Raw genomic sequence first — 16,645 nt, 5'->3', positions numbered from 1 at the left:
AATATTGTAGCGGGGATTTTAATCCCCGGAAAAGTTCTATAATTGGTGATTAGTTTAAAATGCAATTATGCAAATAACTTCCAAGCCTATAATTATCATTTGATAAAGAGATTGCTTTGAATTTGAACTTGGAACCCTATATGATTAATAAATATAAAATATGCATATAATTTATACAATAAGATTAAGTAGTCTTAAAAATTAAATCTTTTTTTTCTGTATGTTTTTTCTATAAACTTTTAAAAAATAGAAACGATATATTAATTAGAATAAGAGGTGTGTGGAAATATAATATTTAGATTTTTTAGCAAAATTTTCATAAGTAATGTTATTATATTATAGTAAGGAAAGTTTACAAATTTTTATATTATATTTTAAAAATATTAAAGTAAGGTAGGAGAGAGTGTGGTATGAAAGTAAATAATGTATCTAATAGAATGATGATAAATCCATATAATAATATAAATAAAAGTAGGAATATATCAAAACAAAATCCTATGAAAGACAGTTGTGAAATTTCTAATATAGGAAAGAAATTAAACAATATGTCACTAGATACGGTAGAGGGAAATTCTGAGGCAAAGGTTGAAAAAATAAAAAATCAAATTAATAATGGAACTTATAAAATTGATAGCAAATTAGTTGCAGAAAAAATGATTGAAGCTATGAAAGGAAGATAATATTATTAATGGTTGTAGAATTAAAAGAAATTTTAATAAAAGAAAAGCAAGTTACAGATGAAATGATAACATTACTAGAAAAGCAACATGAATTAATAGTTAATGAAAAAGCATTTGCATTAGAATCAATTATAGATGAAATTGAAGAAGCTAATAAAAATATTGCAATAATAGAAATGCAAAGAAGAAAACTTTGCAAGGATAAAAAAATTACAGAGGTTATAAGTGAAGTTAAAGATAAAGAATTAGAAAAATGCTATGATGATTGCATAATGAGCTTAGAAATTGCAACAATGCAAAAAGATACAAATAGCTTGCTTTTAAAACAAGCTCTTGTATATACTAATTCAATGATAAATATGATGAAACCACAAGAGAAAGCATATAGCAATACTTACAATTCATATGGAAAGGTAAGAAGATAAAGAGGTGTAAAAATGTCAGGATTATTTGGAACAATGCACGTATCGAAACTTGGAATGTTTGCACAACAATCAGCGTTAAATACAACATCACATAATATAGCAAATCAAGCAACACCAGGTTATTCAAGACAACACGTTGTGCTTAAAACTGCAAGACCAATAACACTTACAGGACCAGGACAAATTGGAACTGGTGTTAATGTTGTAGCAATAGAAAGGACACGAGACATATTTTTAGATCATCAAGTTAGAAGAGAGACAAGCAATCTTGCAAGCTCAACAGCAAAAGAAAAATATCTATCTAAACTTGAAGGCATATATAATGAACCAAGTGATAGTGGAATATCTAAACTTTTGTCAGAGTATTTTGATGCATGGCAAACATTATCATTAAATCCAGAAAAATTAGAAGCAAAACAAGTAGTTGTTCAAACAGGAAAACAACTTACAGAATTTTTAAATCATACAAGTAAGCAAATTGATGGGGCTTTTTCAAATTTAGAAGATGAGAAAAAAGATGTAGTAACTCAAGTTAACACAATATTAGATCAGTTAAATGAAGTAAATGAGCAAATAAAAAAAGTTACATTGATGGGAAATAACCCAAATGACTTGTTAGATAGTAGAGATTTACTATTAGATGAACTAAGTACTAAATTTGGAATTGATGTAAAAGCTGATGGAAATTTAAATGGAATAGAAATTAAGCCACTTGGTGGAGGGCCTAATTTAATACAAGATACAGATAAAGATAAAAAATATCATTTAGAGTATGTAAAAGATAAAGATGATGAGCAAGGTAAGTTTCAATTTGTGGAAGTGGATAAGGACGGCAAAAAAATAGGTGCTGGTATAGATTTTGAGCCAGATGGAGGTACTATAAAAGGGCTTCAGAGTGTAGAAGATACAATAAATGCTAATAAAGCAGAATTAGATAACTTGGCAAAAATGTTAGCATATTCAGTAAATGCTATACATAGTGAAGGTGGAGCTAATAAAGGTGATTTTTTTGTAACAACTGATGGTAAAGATGTAACGGCTGCCAATATAGTTGTAAATGATGCTTTACTTAAAAATCCAGCAAATGTAAATACTGCAACTGAAGATGATGTAGCAGATGGTAAAAGGGCTTTAGCAATAGCTCAATTAAGGAACATAAAGTTCTCCATTCTAAAAGATGACAATACTGTTATGAATTATAATGAATTTAAAGCAGCAAATAAATTTGGAACAAGTACAGATAAAAAGATTATTAATACTTTTGAGGGAGATAAAAAAGGGGCTACTACAGAGGGATATTTTAAAAGTAGTATGAATGGTTTAGGAGTTATAACTCAAAAGGCTAAAAAAGAAATTGAAAATCAAACCATATTACTAAGGAGCTTATTAGAGAGAAGAAGTTCTGTATCAGGAGTTTCACAAGATGAAGAAACTATAAATTTAATTCAATTCCAACATGCATATCAAGCAAATGCTAAGATGATTTCAACAGTTGATGAATTATTAGATGTAGTAATAAATGGACTAAAAAAATAGTGAGGTGATAGCATGAGAATAACTACAAGTATGATGACAAACACTTTTTTAGGTGATATGAATGTAAATTTAAATAACATGAGTAATAGACAAAAGCAATTAAATACTGGAAAAGAATTTAGTAAACCATCAGATTCTCCATATAAAGCTGCTCGTTCTATGCAAATGTATAGTGAGATATATTCTAATGAGCAATACAATACAAATATTTCACATACTGTGAATTGGCTAGATACAACAGATACGGCAATGAACAGCTTAGGAAATGCATTGACAAGAATAAGAGAACTTATGGTTTCCGCAGGAAATGGTTCTTATGGAGAAGATGAATTAAAATCTATAAAAGATGAGATAAGTGAAAAAACAAATGAAATATCACAAATTTTAAATACTTCTTTTGATGGTAAATATATATTTGGTGGAACAAAAGGAGAGAAACCCTCATCAGTAAATGATAAAGGTGAAATTGTAGCAAAGGATCAAGGTGATACATTAAAAGTTGAAATATCTCAAGGTGTCGTAATTGATTATAGTATAAATGCAGATGAAATTTTAAATTTTCAACATGAAGTTTTAAAGGAAAAGCTTCCTGATGGAACAGGTGGAAGTATAATAAAATTGGACAAGAATGGAAATACACTAAGGATAAATTCTACAACGTCTAATTTAATAGATAATGCAAATAATAATGTTTTATATGATGGTAAACCTATTAGTGTAGATAGCGAAGGAAATTTAAAGGGTCATGATGGAACTGTTTTAAAAGTAGATAAAAGCAATGGAAAATTGCAAAAAGAAGATGGAACATATATTAGTCCAGAAATTAAAATAGATAATAAAATTGAAGTGATTAAATCAAAAGAAACAGGTGAATTAGGAAAATTATTAAGTGATATTACCAATTCATTAGAATCAGGTGATGCATCTAATGTTACAGGTGAATATTTGTCAAAGCTTGATAGTGCTATTAGCAATGTTTTAAGTGTTCGTTCAAAGGTTGGTACTCTTCAAAATAGAATGGAAGGTGCTGAAACTATAAATAAATCTCAAAATACAAATTTAAAGGAAATATTATCACACAATGAAGATATAGATTGGGTAGAAAAAAGTATGGAGATGGCTACAGTGCAAACTATTTATATGGCATCACTTCAATCTTCAGCTAGAATATTACAAAATAGTCTTTTAGACTATGTAAGATAAACATAGATTAAGGAGAATAAGTTATGAAGCTTAATACAAAATATCATGGAGTTATAGATTATAATGAAGATGATGTTATAAGTTTTGAAAGTGGAATTTTAGGATTTGAAAATTTAAAAAAATATATAATATTTTCTTTAAAAGATAATGAAGATTTTAAGATTATTCATTCTATAGAAGATGAAGGTGTTGGTTTAGTACTTATGTCTCCATTTTTAATAAGAAGTGATTATGAATTTGAATTAAACGAGAACATTCTAAAAAGCTTACAAATTGAAAATGAAAGTGATGTTATGGTTTATACGACGGTGACGTTAAATTCAGATTTAAAGAAAATAACAACTAATTTAAAAGCTCCTATAATTATTAATGTATGTAAAAACACAGGGAAACAAATAATAGTAGATAATAAGGATTACCTAGTAAAAGAACAAATATTTAAGGAGAATTAATTATGTTAGTTGTAAGCAGAAAAAAAGGTGAATCTATACTTATAGGGGAAGATATTGAAGTTACTGTAGTAAAGTTAGACAATGGCTCAGTAAAGTTATCTATAAATGCACCGAAAGATGTTACAATCCTAAGAAGGGAATTGAAGGAAGAGGTAACTATAGAAAATAAAAATGCAGTTTCAAGCAATACTTTCATTTTGCCTAAATTAAAAAAATAATAGTGAGGTGAAAGTTTATGGAAGTTAAAGCAATACAACCTAAAATCAACAAGGAAGTAGATTTAGGTTACAGCCCTTCTATAAAAAATGTTTCTACAGAAAATATTGAGGGATCTTCTAGTAAAGTTATTGGGAAAACAAGTGAAAGTAAAAATGAGGGTTTTGAGAGTTCAAAGGATGAGTATAGAGAAGAGGATATAAAAAAGGCGGTAGATGAACTTAATAAAGTTTTTAATAATGACAAATCATATATAGAATATGAGCAACATAAAGTTTTTAAAAATACTTTTATAGTGAAAATAATAGATAAGGAAACTAAGGAAACTATAAAGGAAATACCGCCTAAAAAAATATTAGATATGATAGCATCACTGTGTGAAATTGCAGGAGTTATCGTAGATGAAAAAGCATAGAAGAGGTGGAGTAAAAAGTGAACAACTATATCAATGGATATAATGCTTATAAAAACAACAGTGTAAATTATGCATCGAAAGAACAATTATTATTAATGCTTTTAGATGGAGCTGTTAAATACTCTAAAATAGGTAAACAAGCTATAATAGATGGAGATGTTAAGAAGAGACATGAAAATCTAGTTAAAACTCAAGATATTTTTTATGAGCTTATAATATCTCTAGATAGAAGTACAAACTTAGAATGGATAGATGGATTAGCTGGCGTATATGAGTTTATAAACTCAAGACTAATGGAAGCTAACATAAAATGTGATGCAGCTATAATGGATGAAGTAATACCACTAATAGAAGACATTAGAAGCATGTGGTATGAAGCTCATAAAATAAGCTCAAAACAAAAATAAAATAAATTAAAATCAAATATGAACAATTAAAAATTAATTATGAACAATAAATAATAAAACTGAAGTATAAGTTTTTTAGAATGAATTTTTATAATAATTTACTTTGCAAATTATTTAGAGACTATATAGAAATTTAATTTAAAAAAATCGTCGAAGTAATAGTGATATTTAATATTAAACCTATGATTAGTAGAGGTATTATAATGGGGAATTTATTCTCCACAATTAACTTTTTATGGATAAATATTGTATTGATTTTATTTGAAATACAAATAAAATATTGTAGTGAGGATTTCAATCCCCGTGATATTCAGCATCATTGTTACTTCTTACTTGATTCAAAATACAAAAATAGGAACAACTTGTAATTCTAGAATTAGCATTTAATAAAGAAATTAAATTAAAATAGCTCTATAGATAATATTAAAGGATGGTGGTACAAATGAGATTAACAGGATTAGCTACTGGAATGGATACAGATGCTACTATAAAAGAAATGCTTAAACCACAACAAACTAAGATAGATAATATGAAAAAAGATCAAGAAATAGTTCAGTGGCAACAAGAGATATATAGAGACATAATAAAAGAAACAAATAACCTTATGAGTAAATACTTTGATGTATTAAATAAAGATAACTACTTATTAGGTTCTTCATCATTAACAACAACAAAAGTTACATCAAGCAACCCACTACTAAACATGACAGCAAGCGCAGATGCAAAAGAGGGAACTTATAAAATAGAAGTTGAAAGTCTTGCTACGGCTTCTAAAGTGCAGAGTACAGTAAAAAATAAAGATGGAATGAAAACTAAACTCTCAGAAGGAAGTTTTGAAATCACTATACCAGGTGTTAATGAGGGCAATGCAGTAACAATAGATATTAAAGCAGATAGTACTGCTGCGGATTTGGCTAAACAAATATCAGATAAAACAAATGGAGAAATAAAACTTTCATATAGTGAATTGACAGAAAGTTTTACATTAGAAACAAAAAAGACAGGAAGCAAGGCAGAGTTTACTATAAAAGATGATAAGAATATTTTAGAACAGATTGGTTTTAAAGATGTAAGTAAAAATTTTAAAAATGGAGAAATAGCTAAAGTTAAAATTACAGAACCAAGTATGACTTCTGGGGTGACTATTGAAAGAGATGAAAATAAATTTTCACTTGATGGTATAAATTTTGACATTAATGGAATGGAAGTGGGGAAAACAGAAACCATTACAGTTTCTAAAAGCAATGATGAGGCAGTTAAGAAGATTAAGTCTTTTGTTGAGGATTATAATAAGCTTGTAGATAAGGTTAATAAGTTAAACACAGAGAAGAGAAATTATAGTTATAAACCACTTACAGATGCAGAGAAGAAGGATATGACTGATGATCAAATTGCTAAGTGGGAAGCAAAGGCTAAGCAGGGTATATTAAAAGGTGATAACTATCTAAACAATATGCTAAGTGATTTAAGAACTTCTATGTTTGGAAAATCAGGAGATACATTATTTAGTATAGGTATAAGTACAACTACTTCTTATAATGATGGTGGAAAGTTAGAGTTTGATGAAGAAAAGTTTTTAAAGAAGCTTAATGAAGATCCAGAAAAAACTATGGACACATTCAAAAATGGAATGAATAGATTAGATGAGACTTTAAAAAATTATACAAGTACTAATAATGTAAGGGTAAATGGTAAAGATGCAAAGAGAAGAGGTCTTTTAGTAGAAAAAGCTGGTTATGAGGGAACAACTACTGTTACAAATAACATACTTACTAAAAAGATTAGGGAAAAACAAGAATTAATAGATACACAAATCAAAAAGATGTCTACAATGGAAACTAATTATTATAAAAAGTTTTCAAATTTAGAAACAGTTATGAATAAGTTAAATTCACAATTAGGTTATCTTACTCAGATGATGGGTTAAAAAGAATGAGTAATGATTTAGTAAAGCTTTTAGAAGATTATAGTAACTTAAGTGAAAGTATTATAGAAATTTTATCTAAAAATATTGATGAGGCAGATTATTCTAATATAGATGACTTAGTAACTAAGCGACAATTTATAATAAATAAATTGCAAAGTTATAATAAAGAAGATATAAAAGAATGTGTAAAAAAGTTAAATTTATTAGATGATGAACTTAAAATAAATGAACTTTTCAATTCAAGAAGAAATGAGTTGAAAAGTAAAATGAAAGAGTTATCATTAGGTAAAAGTGCTAATAGTATGTATAACCAAGAATTTTATTCTACTTTTAGATTGTTTTATGAAAGAGCATAAAAAAATTTCACTATTATGAATAAAACATGAAAAAATCATAATAAATCAAAAAAATGGGTGAAGCAAAGTGAAATTTGTATTATAATTAGTAAATAAGATGTTTTTTAATGAAAAGGAAATTTGTAATACAATGTTTGTAAATAAAAAAATCTGCATAGACATCTATTGCAGATTTTTTTATGGCATAAATAGTAAAGGTTTATGGCAAAAATTACATATAAATTCTATTGACATAATAGGTCAAATTCCAATATCATATATAGTATATTATGTAGAAAAATGATGAAAAAGGGACAGATATAATTTTTTTATGAACTGTATTCTAAAAGAAAATGTATAAAATAATTGGTAAATTTTAATAGTGAAAATAGGAAATGTTAACTAATTGTTAAGTTTTTAAAAATGTTGAAATGATACTTTATAAAAGATAGAATTAAGTTATAAATATATAAAAACAAAATACAAAAAAAGTAAAAACGTGCAAATTTTTATATAGATTTTAAAAATAATATAGAAAATGTTACTAAATAATAAATATGGAGATGATATTAAATGAGATTAAATCAAAACATACCATCCTTAAATGTGTATACGGAATACTGTAAGAATTTAAATAAACAAAGCAATGCTATGAATAGAATACATTCAGGACTTAAAGTTGCTACAGCAAAAGATGATCCTAATAAACTTGCATCTAGTGAACATATGAAAATCCAAATGAGATCACTTCAAATGGCATCTAGAAACACTCAAGATACAATTAGTATGCTTGAAACAGTAGATGGAGCAGCAAATAATATATCACAATCATTGGTAAGAATGAAAGAACTTGTGGTACAAGCTGGTGGAACTGCTTCACCAGAAGATAAAGCAATTATACAACAAGAATTAGACATGATTTCTGAGTCAATAAATGATATAGCTAATTCTACAGAATTTAATGGAAAGAAAATTATGACAGGAGCTGAAAAAATTAAAGCTCAAATAGGTAGTGAGGTAGGAGAAACTACTGAAATTAATATGTTTGATTTTACGTCAAGGGGATTGGGAATAAAAATTGAAGATTTAAAGGTTGAAAAACCAGAAGATATAGATGCTTCACTTGAAATGATTGAAAAGTCTATAAATACAAATACTAGTTATAGAAGTAAATTAGGTGCTATAGCAAATAGACTAGATAGTAATGTAAATATAGTTGAAGAAAACTCGCTAAAAATACAAAATGCAGAAAGTAAGTTAACAGGTGCAGATATTGCAGAAGAAATGGTAGAACTTACAAGTAAAACTGTACTTGTAAATGCAGGAATATCTTTAATGGCACAATCTAACAAATTGCCACAAGATGTCTTAAGTGCTATTCAAAATATAGGGAAAAAGTAAATTCTTTGTTGTAAATTATTACTTATAGTATTAAAATTAATATGAATTAAATTCATATTATAACACTTTAGAAAGGAGGAGTTTGATGAGTGGTATAGATAGTGCTACATATAGCCTTATAAAGAGGGGGATGGATGTAACAACCTTAAGTGGAAAAGTTATAAATAACAACATTAGTAATGTTAATACAAAAAACTATAAGAGACAGTATGTTAACTTTGATGAAGCGCTTCAAAATGAAACATCAAAGGATTTAATGAGAAAAACAAATTCAAAGCATTTAGGAATTTCATCTACTGATATAGAAGTAAAAAGAGACAAGGCTTCAAGTATGAGAGAAGATGGAAATAATGTAGACATAGAAAGTGAAATGACTAGTGCTGCATCTAATAGTTTAATGTATGATGCTCTTGTTAAAGAAGCTAACTCAAGGTTTAATATGCGTAGCTCAGTTATAAAAGGAGGGAATTAAATAAATGGAAGCATTTAGAGGAATGAGAATAAGTGCTAGTGGTCTTTCAGCAGAACGTTTAAGAATGGATACTATAACATCTAATATAGTAAATGCAAACACCACTAGAGGTAAAGATGGAAAACCATATGTAAGAAAGATAGCTGTATTTCAAGAAAACTTAGATAATGAAATTAATAAGTCTACAGGAAAAGTAGAAGCGAGGCCTTTAGGAATTAAAGCTGTTGGAATTCAAGAAGATGAATCGCCATTAAAAAGAGTGTATGATCCAACTCATCCTGATGCAGATGAACAAGGGTATGTTACAAGGCCAAATGTTAATATTTTAAATGAAACAGTAGATTTAATTGCTGCGTCAAGAGCCTATGAAGGTAATATAACAGCATTGAACACTCAAAAAAGTATGATATCTAAGACATTAGAAATAGGAAGATAAGGAGGAGTATATGGAGATTATTAATAATTTTGTACCAGATAGAAGTGTTTTTACTAATGGTATAAAGAACACTTTAAATGTGAATCAAGAAAACGAAAGTCAAAAAGTTAATAAAAGCAACTTTTCAGAAACTTTAAAATCTGCATTGAAAGATGTAAATGAATCGCAAATAACTGCAGAAAGTAAAACTATGGGATTTATACAAGGAGACACTGACTTACATGACGCTTTAGTTGCAACTGAAGAAGCAAGGTTATCGCTAGAACTTGCTGTTCAAGTAAGGAATAAGATTATAAATGCTTATGAAGAGTTTAACAAAATGCAAGTATAGTGAGGAGTGTATACAATGAGTAAGCTATCTGATGGCTTAAATAAGCAAAAAGAAAAATTAAAAGAAATGAGCAAGGCTAAAAAGATAGCTCTAGCCATAATAACCTCCGTTGCCTTAATAAGTATAATTACTATAGCAGTAGTTGCTCTTAAGCCTAAGTATACGGTGTTGTTTTCAAAGATGACAACAGAAGATTCAGGGGCAATTATAGGGAAATTAGATGAGAAAGGTGCAAAATATAAAATAGAAGGAGATTCTATTTTAGTGGAACAAAAAGATGTAGATAAGCTTAGAATGGAAGTATTATCAGAAGTTTCTTTAAAAGAAGGAAGCAATGGCTTTGAACTTTTTGATGAAAAAAATTCAACAGCTTCAACAGATAGAGAAGCAAAGATTATGTACCAAAGAGCATTATCGGGAGAATTAGAAAGAACTATTAAAGCTTTCGAGGAAGTAGAAAGTGCAAAAGTAAATTTAGTTATACCAGATAAATCAGCTTTTATTACCACACCAACACCATCATCAGCATCGGTTACTCTTTTAATGAAAAAGGGAAAAGAACTTAGTGAAGATCAAGTAAGAGCAATAGTTTCTTTAATATCTGGAAGTGTAGAAAATTTACCAAAAGAAAATATATCAGTTGTATCTGATAATTTTAAACTTTTAACTGAGGGATTATATGATGAAAAAGGAAATAGTACTTCCAATAATTCAAGTGATAAGCAGTTAGCAATTAAAAAACAGATAGAAGAAGAATACAAAGATAAAATAATGAATGTATTAGAACCTATATATAAAGATAAAGTTAAGGTTTCAGTTAATACAGCATTAAACTTTGATGCAATAGAACAAAATACTTTAAAGTATGAACCAGAAGGAACAGTAGTGAGTAAACATGATATTACAACGACAGAAGGAAGTGCAGAGAATACTTCAGGAAGTCCTGTAGATAATAATATGAATGAAACTCAAGAAAATGAAACTGCTACTAATGGTACAACTCATAAAGAAAATACTACAAACTATGAGTTATCTAAAAAGGAAGAAACAATTATTAAGGCACCAGGTGCAGTAGAAAAAGTAACTGCAGCGGTAGTAGTTGATGGAGCAATTGATAATCAAACTAAAAATTCTATAAGAAGTTTAGTAAGTGAAGCTATAAGTTTAGATACTAAACGTGGTGATGCAGTTACTGTAGAATCTTTAGAGTTTGATAATACGGAAAAAGAGCAAGCAGAAAAAGAATTAGAAGAAATGAAAAAAGCTGAAGAAGCAGCAAAAAGAAAAAAATTAATATCTATGATAGTTGCAGGAGCAGCAGCATTTATAATACTAATGATAGTACTTCGTGCAATAAAGAAATCTAGAGCGGTGGAAGAAGAGGATGAATTTGATGAAGATGAAGATTCAAACTTTGACATAATAATTGGAGATAAACCACAAGCAAAAGATATATTTGAAGATTTAAATTTAGAAGCAGATAGTGAAAATGAACATGTTGCAAGTGAAGTTAAAAAATATGCAAGTAGTAAACCAGAGCAAGTTGCAGATATCATTAAATCATGGATAGCTGAAGATGAAAGGAGATAGGTATATATGGCAAAGGTTGAAAAACTTAGTGGCGTTGAAAAAGCTGCAATATTGTTCATAACCTTAGGACCTGAGGCATCTTCAGGTATTATAAAAAAATTACCAGAAAAATATATTCAAAAAATAACCTACGAAATTGCAAATATGAGCACTGTTTCAGGAAGTCAAAGAAAAGCTATATTAGATGAATTTCTAGAAATGAATAAAGCCAAGGATTATATAGTAGAAGGTGGACTTGAATATGCTAGGAATCTTTTAGCCAAGGCATTAGGCACTCAAAGGGCATCTGAAATCTTAGATAAGGTTACAGAAGCAACACAACAATATAGACCTTTCGCAATAGCAAGAAAAGCAGATGCAAGTCAACTTATGAATGTTATATGTAATGAACATCCACAAACAATTGCATTGATACTTTGTTATCTTCAAGCAGATAAGGCCGGTCAGATAATGTCAGAACTTCCTGCGGAGTTGCAAGCAGAGGTTGCATATAGAGTGGCAACAATGAATACAATTTATCCAGTTGTAATAAAAGAAATTGAAGGTGTTTTAAATGATAAACTTTCAAATGTAATTCACAATAGTGAAAACAGTGTTGTTGGAGGTGTTCCATCACTTGTTAATATACTTAACCAAGTAGATAGAAGCACAGAAAAGAATATAACAGAAGCATTAGAACATGAAGATGCAGAACTTGCTGAAAAAGTTAAAGAGTCTATGTTTGTATTCGAAGATATTATTACTCTTGGAGACCCAGTTATTCAAAGAATTTTACGTGAAGTTGACAATAAAGAATTATGTCTTGCACTTAAAGGTTGTTCAGAAGAAGTGGCAACAGCTATATTTAAGAATCAATCTAAGAGGGCGGCTGCAACTTTAAAAGAAGATATGGAATTCTTAGGACCAGTAAGACTTGTTGAAGTTGAAAAAGCACAACAAAAAATTGTTGGTATAATAAGAAGGTTAGAAGATGCAGGAGAAATTCAAATAGCGAGAGGTGGAGAAGATGCAATCATCTTATAATGTAATAAAAAATGATTATGTTATGTCAGAGGGAAAGCAAGAAATTTCCACGAAGGTTAAAATAGATTTAGAAGATATTGAAGAAACTTCAAATTCTGAAGAAAATCAAAATGATATGCTTTTAAGCTTTCAAAATATGGCAGATGATATTATAAAAAATGCTAAAGTTAAAAGCAATATGATTTTAGTAGAAGCTACTGAAAATGCAAAAAATCTAGAAGAACAAGCTAAAGTAGAAGGTTATGAAAAAGGGTATAATGAAGGTTATGAAAAAGGTTATAGCGTAGGATATAATGAAGGTTATGAAAAATCCAAAGCAGACGGTCAAGCTATAATAGATAATGCATTGAATGTATTAGAAGATGCAAAAAAAGAATATATAAAATATGTAGAAGAAAAAGAAATAGATTTTAGAAATCTTATAATTAACTGTATCAAAGAAACTTTAAAAAGAGAAGTTAAAGATGAAGATGCACTTAATAACATGATATATGATGTTATGGAAAAAGAAAAAAATGAAGATTATTTTACAATAAGATGTAATAAAAACTATAAGGAAAGTCTAGAGAGTGAAAAGCAAAATATGGCTAGTAAGTTAGCATTCCAAGGTGATATATTTATTGTAGAGGACAATTCATTAGAGGATGGTAGTGCAATTATTGAAAAGAAAAATGGTACAAGTTATATAAGTATAGATAATATTATTGAAAAGCTTAGTGAATTAATAATGGAAAGATGATTATAAAGTGGTGATTATTTGTTATCCTTAGATTTTAAGAAGATTAATGAAAAAATACAAAATTCAAACTACGTGTATTGTCAAGGTATAGTAGCCAATGTTATAGGATTAACTGTAGAAGTAAAAGGAATTAAAGCTTTTGTTGGTGAGGTTTGTTTAGTTTATAATACTGTAAATGAAATTATAAGAACAGAAGTTACAGGATTTAAAGGTGAAAATGTAATACTTATGCCATTAGGAGAACTAAAAGGAATTGCACCAGGATGTAAAGTTGTGCCTACAGGAAAGTTATTAAGTGCAAAATGTAGTGATGATCTTTTAGGAAAAGTATTAGATGGACTTGGAAATCCATTAAATGAAGAAGAAATAAGAAATTACACTAATTATCCATTAGAAGCTATGCCGCCAGATCCTTTAAAAAGAAGAAGAATAAAAGAAGTACTACCTACAGGGATTAGAGCAATAGATGGCTTTTTAACTTGTGGAGAAGGGCAAAGAATCGGTATTTTTGCTGGTAGTGGAGTTGGAAAAAGTACAACACTTGGAATGATAGCTAGAGAAGCAAAAGCAGAAATAAATGTAATTTGTCTTATTGGAGAAAGAGGTAGAGAGGTTTTAGATTTTATAGAAAAGGATTTAGGCGAAGAAGGATTGAAAAAATCTGTTGTAGTTTGTGCAACATCTGATCAACCAGCACTCGTAAGGCTTAAAGGGGCTTTTACAGCAACGGCAATAGCAGAATATTTTAGAGACAAAGGTAAAAAAGTAATATTAATGATGGATTCAGTAACACGTTTTGCAATGGCACAAAGAGAAGTTGGACTTGCGATAGGTGAGCCACCAGCAACAAAGGGATATACACCTTCTGTATTTGCGATGCTTCCAAAACTACTAGAACGTAGTGGTATGTCTGACAAGGGCTCTATAACAGCATTTTATACAGTACTAGTAGATGGGGATGACTTTAATGAACCAATTGCAGATGCGGTTAGAGGTATATTAGATGGACATATAGTTTTATCTAGAGCATTAGCGGCTAAAAACCATTATCCGGCTATAGATGTGTTAAGTAGTGTTAGTAGACTTATGTCTGAAATTGCAGAAGCTAATCATAAAAAGGCAGCATCTAATGCAAGAGATTTATTAGCAACTTATAAAGATACAGAGGATTTAATTAATTTAGGTGCATATGTAACTGGAAGCAATGCAAAAGTAGATTTAGCAATAAAATATAATGAACTTATAATAAGTTATTTAAAGCAAGGTATAAGTGAAAAATCTCAGTTCAATGAAAGTATAGAGTTTTTAGAGAATACTTTTACAAATATATAAAAGAGGTGTTTTATGCATTATAAATTTAGACTTCAAAAGCTATTAGATATGAGACAAGAAAAAGAAGATGAAAAAAAAAGAGAGCTTATGAAAGCAATGTCTCATAAACAGCAAATTGAAAATAAAATAAAACAATTTGAAGAAAGTTATGATGAATATAGACAAATACCTTTAGAAAAATCAATAGTAGAAAAAAAAATAACACAAAGATATTTAAATTCGCTAACATCTTTAATAGAAGAAAATAAAAAAGAACTAAAAAAGCATGAGAAAATTACAGAAGAAAAAAGAATAGAACTTGTAAGTGCACAAGTTGAAAGAAAAACTGTAGAAATTTTAAAAGAAAAAGACTATGAAAGAGCAGTAAAGGAAGCTGCACTTAAAGAGCAAAATCAAATAGACGAATTTGCATTATATGGGTATGTAAGAAAAGAGAGGTAAAGGAGGGAAGAATGTGGAACTAAATTTAAGAGCAATAGATTTGAATGCTTCATTAAATATTAATGAAAATCAAAATTCAAGAAAATCTGATGAAAAATCTGTAAAATCTGGGGCATTTGATGAAATATTAAATAAGAAAAATGAAGAAAAGGATGAAGTGAAAAAAGATTACAAAAATCCTACTACAAAATATGAAGATTCAAAAAAAACTGCTAATAATAAAAATAGTGATAATAATAAAAGCAATAAAATAGAAAAAAAAGATATAAAAGATATAGTTGAAGAAGAAATAGAAAACCTTGATGAAAAAACTGTAGAAGAGTTAAAGGGATTATTTGAACATTTAATATTAATGGGAAATTTAGATATAAATAATTTCCAAATTGATAATGAAAAGTTGAAAAATATGATCTCAGAATTTATATCGTCTAATGAAGATATAACATCAATGTTAGAAAATAAAAATTTATCAGATGTATTGAAAGAATTACTAAGTGAGTTAACTAATGTATCAAAAGATGAAAAAATAGATATTAGAGATATATTAGAAAAGATAAACAATACTATAACAGAAGAAAAAAATTCAACTAATCTATCTAATAACAAGGTTAAACCTACAGTAGTTGAATTACAAAATGACTACAAAACTAGTTTTAAAGATGCAATGAATAATAGTAAAGAAGATTCTAAACAAAGTTTAAATCAAAATCTTTCAAAGGAAGATCAATTATTAGAAAAGCTTAGTGGAAATAAGAAAGATGAAAACATAATAAACAAATTTAACTTTAATAATGTTTTTACAAATAGTGAAGTTTCTACTGAATCAGTTCAAAATAGTAATGTGGTTATAAACAAAATGACTTTTAATGAAGATATTATAAAGTCTATAAAATACATGAATATTAATGATATACAAGATTTAACTGTTAAAATAAATCCAAAACAATTAGGTGAAATAGTAATAAGCTTAACTATGGAAGGTGATTCCATGAAGGCACAATTAAAGTCAGCTAATAAAGAAACTTTTGCAATGTTAAATGCAAATGTAAAAGAAATAGTGGATAAACTTAATGGTGAATCTATAAAAATAAGTCAAGTTGAAGTTCAAGTATATAATGAGGACACTACTTATTTTAGTGGTGAAGAAAACAGAAGGAATAACTTCAACAATGAAAATAAGAAACAAAATAATAATGAAAAATCACTGAAAGAAATTTCAGAAGAAATTTCAGAAGAAAAATTGGGAACTAATGATAATTTAAATATGTTAGTTTAATAATAAGG

General features: G+C 28.2%; 20 protein-coding genes. All 20 read left to right on the top strand.

Translation table 11 applies throughout. The features are described from left to right. The first annotated feature begins 410 nt into the window (after positions 1 to 410). Complete coding sequence (flgM, locus tag AC07E4_RS16600; protein ID WP_040329471.1) at positions 411 to 680, top strand: flagellar biosynthesis anti-sigma factor FlgM; 270 nt, start codon at positions 411 to 413, stop codon at positions 678 to 680. 8 nt (positions 681 to 688) lie between these two features. Continuing rightward, positions 689 to 1,105 carry a flagellar protein FlgN gene (locus tag AC07E4_RS16595; RefSeq protein ID WP_478217009.1) on the top strand — a complete coding sequence of 139 codons (417 nt, stop codon included), beginning with the start codon at positions 689 to 691 and terminating at the stop codon, positions 1,103 to 1,105. Between the two features lie 12 nt (positions 1,106 to 1,117). Then, positions 1,118 to 2,641 (top strand): flagellar hook-associated protein FlgK, encoded by a 1,524-nt coding sequence (flgK, locus tag AC07E4_RS16590; protein ID WP_040329467.1) that lies wholly within the window; start codon positions 1,118 to 1,120, stop codon positions 2,639 to 2,641. Between the two features lie 12 nt (positions 2,642 to 2,653). Then, positions 2,654 to 3,844 (top strand): flagellar hook-associated protein FlgL, encoded by a 1,191-nt coding sequence (flgL, locus tag AC07E4_RS16585; RefSeq protein WP_478217008.1) that lies wholly within the window; start codon positions 2,654 to 2,656, stop codon positions 3,842 to 3,844. Positions 3,845 to 3,867: 23 nt separating this feature from the next. Then, entirely contained in the window at positions 3,868 to 4,296 is a 429-nt protein-coding gene (fliW, locus tag AC07E4_RS16580; RefSeq protein WP_478217007.1) for a flagellar assembly protein FliW, read from the top strand. A 2-nt stretch (positions 4,297 to 4,298) separates the two neighbouring features. After that, positions 4,299 to 4,514 carry a carbon storage regulator CsrA gene (csrA, locus tag AC07E4_RS16575; RefSeq protein ID WP_040329463.1) on the top strand — a complete coding sequence of 72 codons (216 nt, stop codon included), beginning with the start codon at positions 4,299 to 4,301 and terminating at the stop codon, positions 4,512 to 4,514. Positions 4,515 to 4,531: 17 nt separating this feature from the next. Continuing rightward, the gene (locus tag AC07E4_RS16570) at positions 4,532 to 4,927 is read left to right on the top strand and encodes a flagellar protein FlaG (protein WP_478217006.1); all 396 of its coding nucleotides are present in this window, start codon (positions 4,532 to 4,534) and stop codon (positions 4,925 to 4,927) included. Between the two features lie 17 nt (positions 4,928 to 4,944). Next, positions 4,945 to 5,334, top strand: a complete 390-nt coding sequence (gene fliS, locus AC07E4_RS16565) for a flagellar export chaperone FliS (protein ID WP_478217005.1) — start codon at positions 4,945 to 4,947, stop codon at positions 5,332 to 5,334. 442 nt (positions 5,335 to 5,776) lie between these two features. Then, positions 5,777 to 7,261 (top strand): flagellar filament capping protein FliD, encoded by a 1,485-nt coding sequence (fliD, locus tag AC07E4_RS16560; RefSeq protein WP_478217004.1) that lies wholly within the window; start codon positions 5,777 to 5,779, stop codon positions 7,259 to 7,261. A gap of 5 nt (positions 7,262 to 7,266) precedes the next feature. Next, complete coding sequence (gene fliT, locus AC07E4_RS16555; protein WP_040329457.1) at positions 7,267 to 7,617, top strand: flagellar protein FliT; 351 nt, start codon at positions 7,267 to 7,269, stop codon at positions 7,615 to 7,617. 552 nt (positions 7,618 to 8,169) lie between these two features. After that, on the top strand, positions 8,170 to 8,997 hold the full coding sequence (locus AC07E4_RS16550; RefSeq protein WP_478217003.1) for a flagellin N-terminal helical domain-containing protein: 828 nt from the start codon (positions 8,170 to 8,172) through the stop codon (positions 8,995 to 8,997). A gap of 85 nt (positions 8,998 to 9,082) precedes the next feature. Beyond that, positions 9,083 to 9,469, top strand: a complete 387-nt coding sequence (gene flgB / locus AC07E4_RS16545; RefSeq protein WP_478217002.1) for a flagellar basal body rod protein FlgB — start codon at positions 9,083 to 9,085, stop codon at positions 9,467 to 9,469. Between the two features lie 4 nt (positions 9,470 to 9,473). Beyond that, a complete protein-coding gene (flgC, locus tag AC07E4_RS16540; protein WP_040329454.1) occupies positions 9,474 to 9,905 on the top strand; it encodes a flagellar basal body rod protein FlgC in 432 nt (143 codons plus the stop codon). 10 nt (positions 9,906 to 9,915) lie between these two features. Further along, positions 9,916 to 10,236 carry a flagellar hook-basal body complex protein FliE gene (gene fliE, locus AC07E4_RS16535; protein ID WP_040329452.1) on the top strand — a complete coding sequence of 107 codons (321 nt, stop codon included), beginning with the start codon at positions 9,916 to 9,918 and terminating at the stop codon, positions 10,234 to 10,236. Positions 10,237 to 10,251: 15 nt separating this feature from the next. Beyond that, the gene (gene fliF, locus AC07E4_RS16530) at positions 10,252 to 11,826 is read left to right on the top strand and encodes a flagellar basal-body MS-ring/collar protein FliF (RefSeq protein WP_040329451.1); all 1,575 of its coding nucleotides are present in this window, start codon (positions 10,252 to 10,254) and stop codon (positions 11,824 to 11,826) included. Positions 11,827 to 11,832: 6 nt separating this feature from the next. Beyond that, positions 11,833 to 12,849 (top strand): flagellar motor switch protein FliG, encoded by a 1,017-nt coding sequence (fliG, locus tag AC07E4_RS16525; protein ID WP_040329449.1) that lies wholly within the window; start codon positions 11,833 to 11,835, stop codon positions 12,847 to 12,849. Then, the gene (locus tag AC07E4_RS16520; protein ID WP_040329447.1) at positions 12,833 to 13,588 is read left to right on the top strand and encodes a DivIVA domain-containing protein; all 756 of its coding nucleotides are present in this window, start codon (positions 12,833 to 12,835) and stop codon (positions 13,586 to 13,588) included. Before fliG ends, AC07E4_RS16520 begins: the two co-directional genes overlap by 17 nt. Before the next feature lie 18 nt (positions 13,589 to 13,606). After that, on the top strand, positions 13,607 to 14,920 hold the full coding sequence (fliI, locus tag AC07E4_RS16515) for a flagellar protein export ATPase FliI (protein WP_478217001.1): 1,314 nt from the start codon (positions 13,607 to 13,609) through the stop codon (positions 14,918 to 14,920). 12 nt (positions 14,921 to 14,932) lie between these two features. Then, positions 14,933 to 15,361: a flagellar export protein FliJ gene (gene fliJ / locus AC07E4_RS16510; protein ID WP_040329445.1), complete on the top strand. Its 429-nt coding sequence runs from the start codon at positions 14,933 to 14,935 to the stop codon at positions 15,359 to 15,361. 13 nt (positions 15,362 to 15,374) lie between these two features. Next, the gene (locus AC07E4_RS16505; protein WP_478217000.1) at positions 15,375 to 16,637 is read left to right on the top strand and encodes a flagellar hook-length control protein FliK; all 1,263 of its coding nucleotides are present in this window, start codon (positions 15,375 to 15,377) and stop codon (positions 16,635 to 16,637) included. Positions 16,638 to 16,645 lie beyond the last annotated feature (8 nt).

This window comes from Clostridium amazonense, from assembly GCF_056431285.1.
The sequence above is the reverse complement of the archived record's forward strand: the minus strand, read 5'-3'. Positions and strand labels throughout refer to the sequence as shown.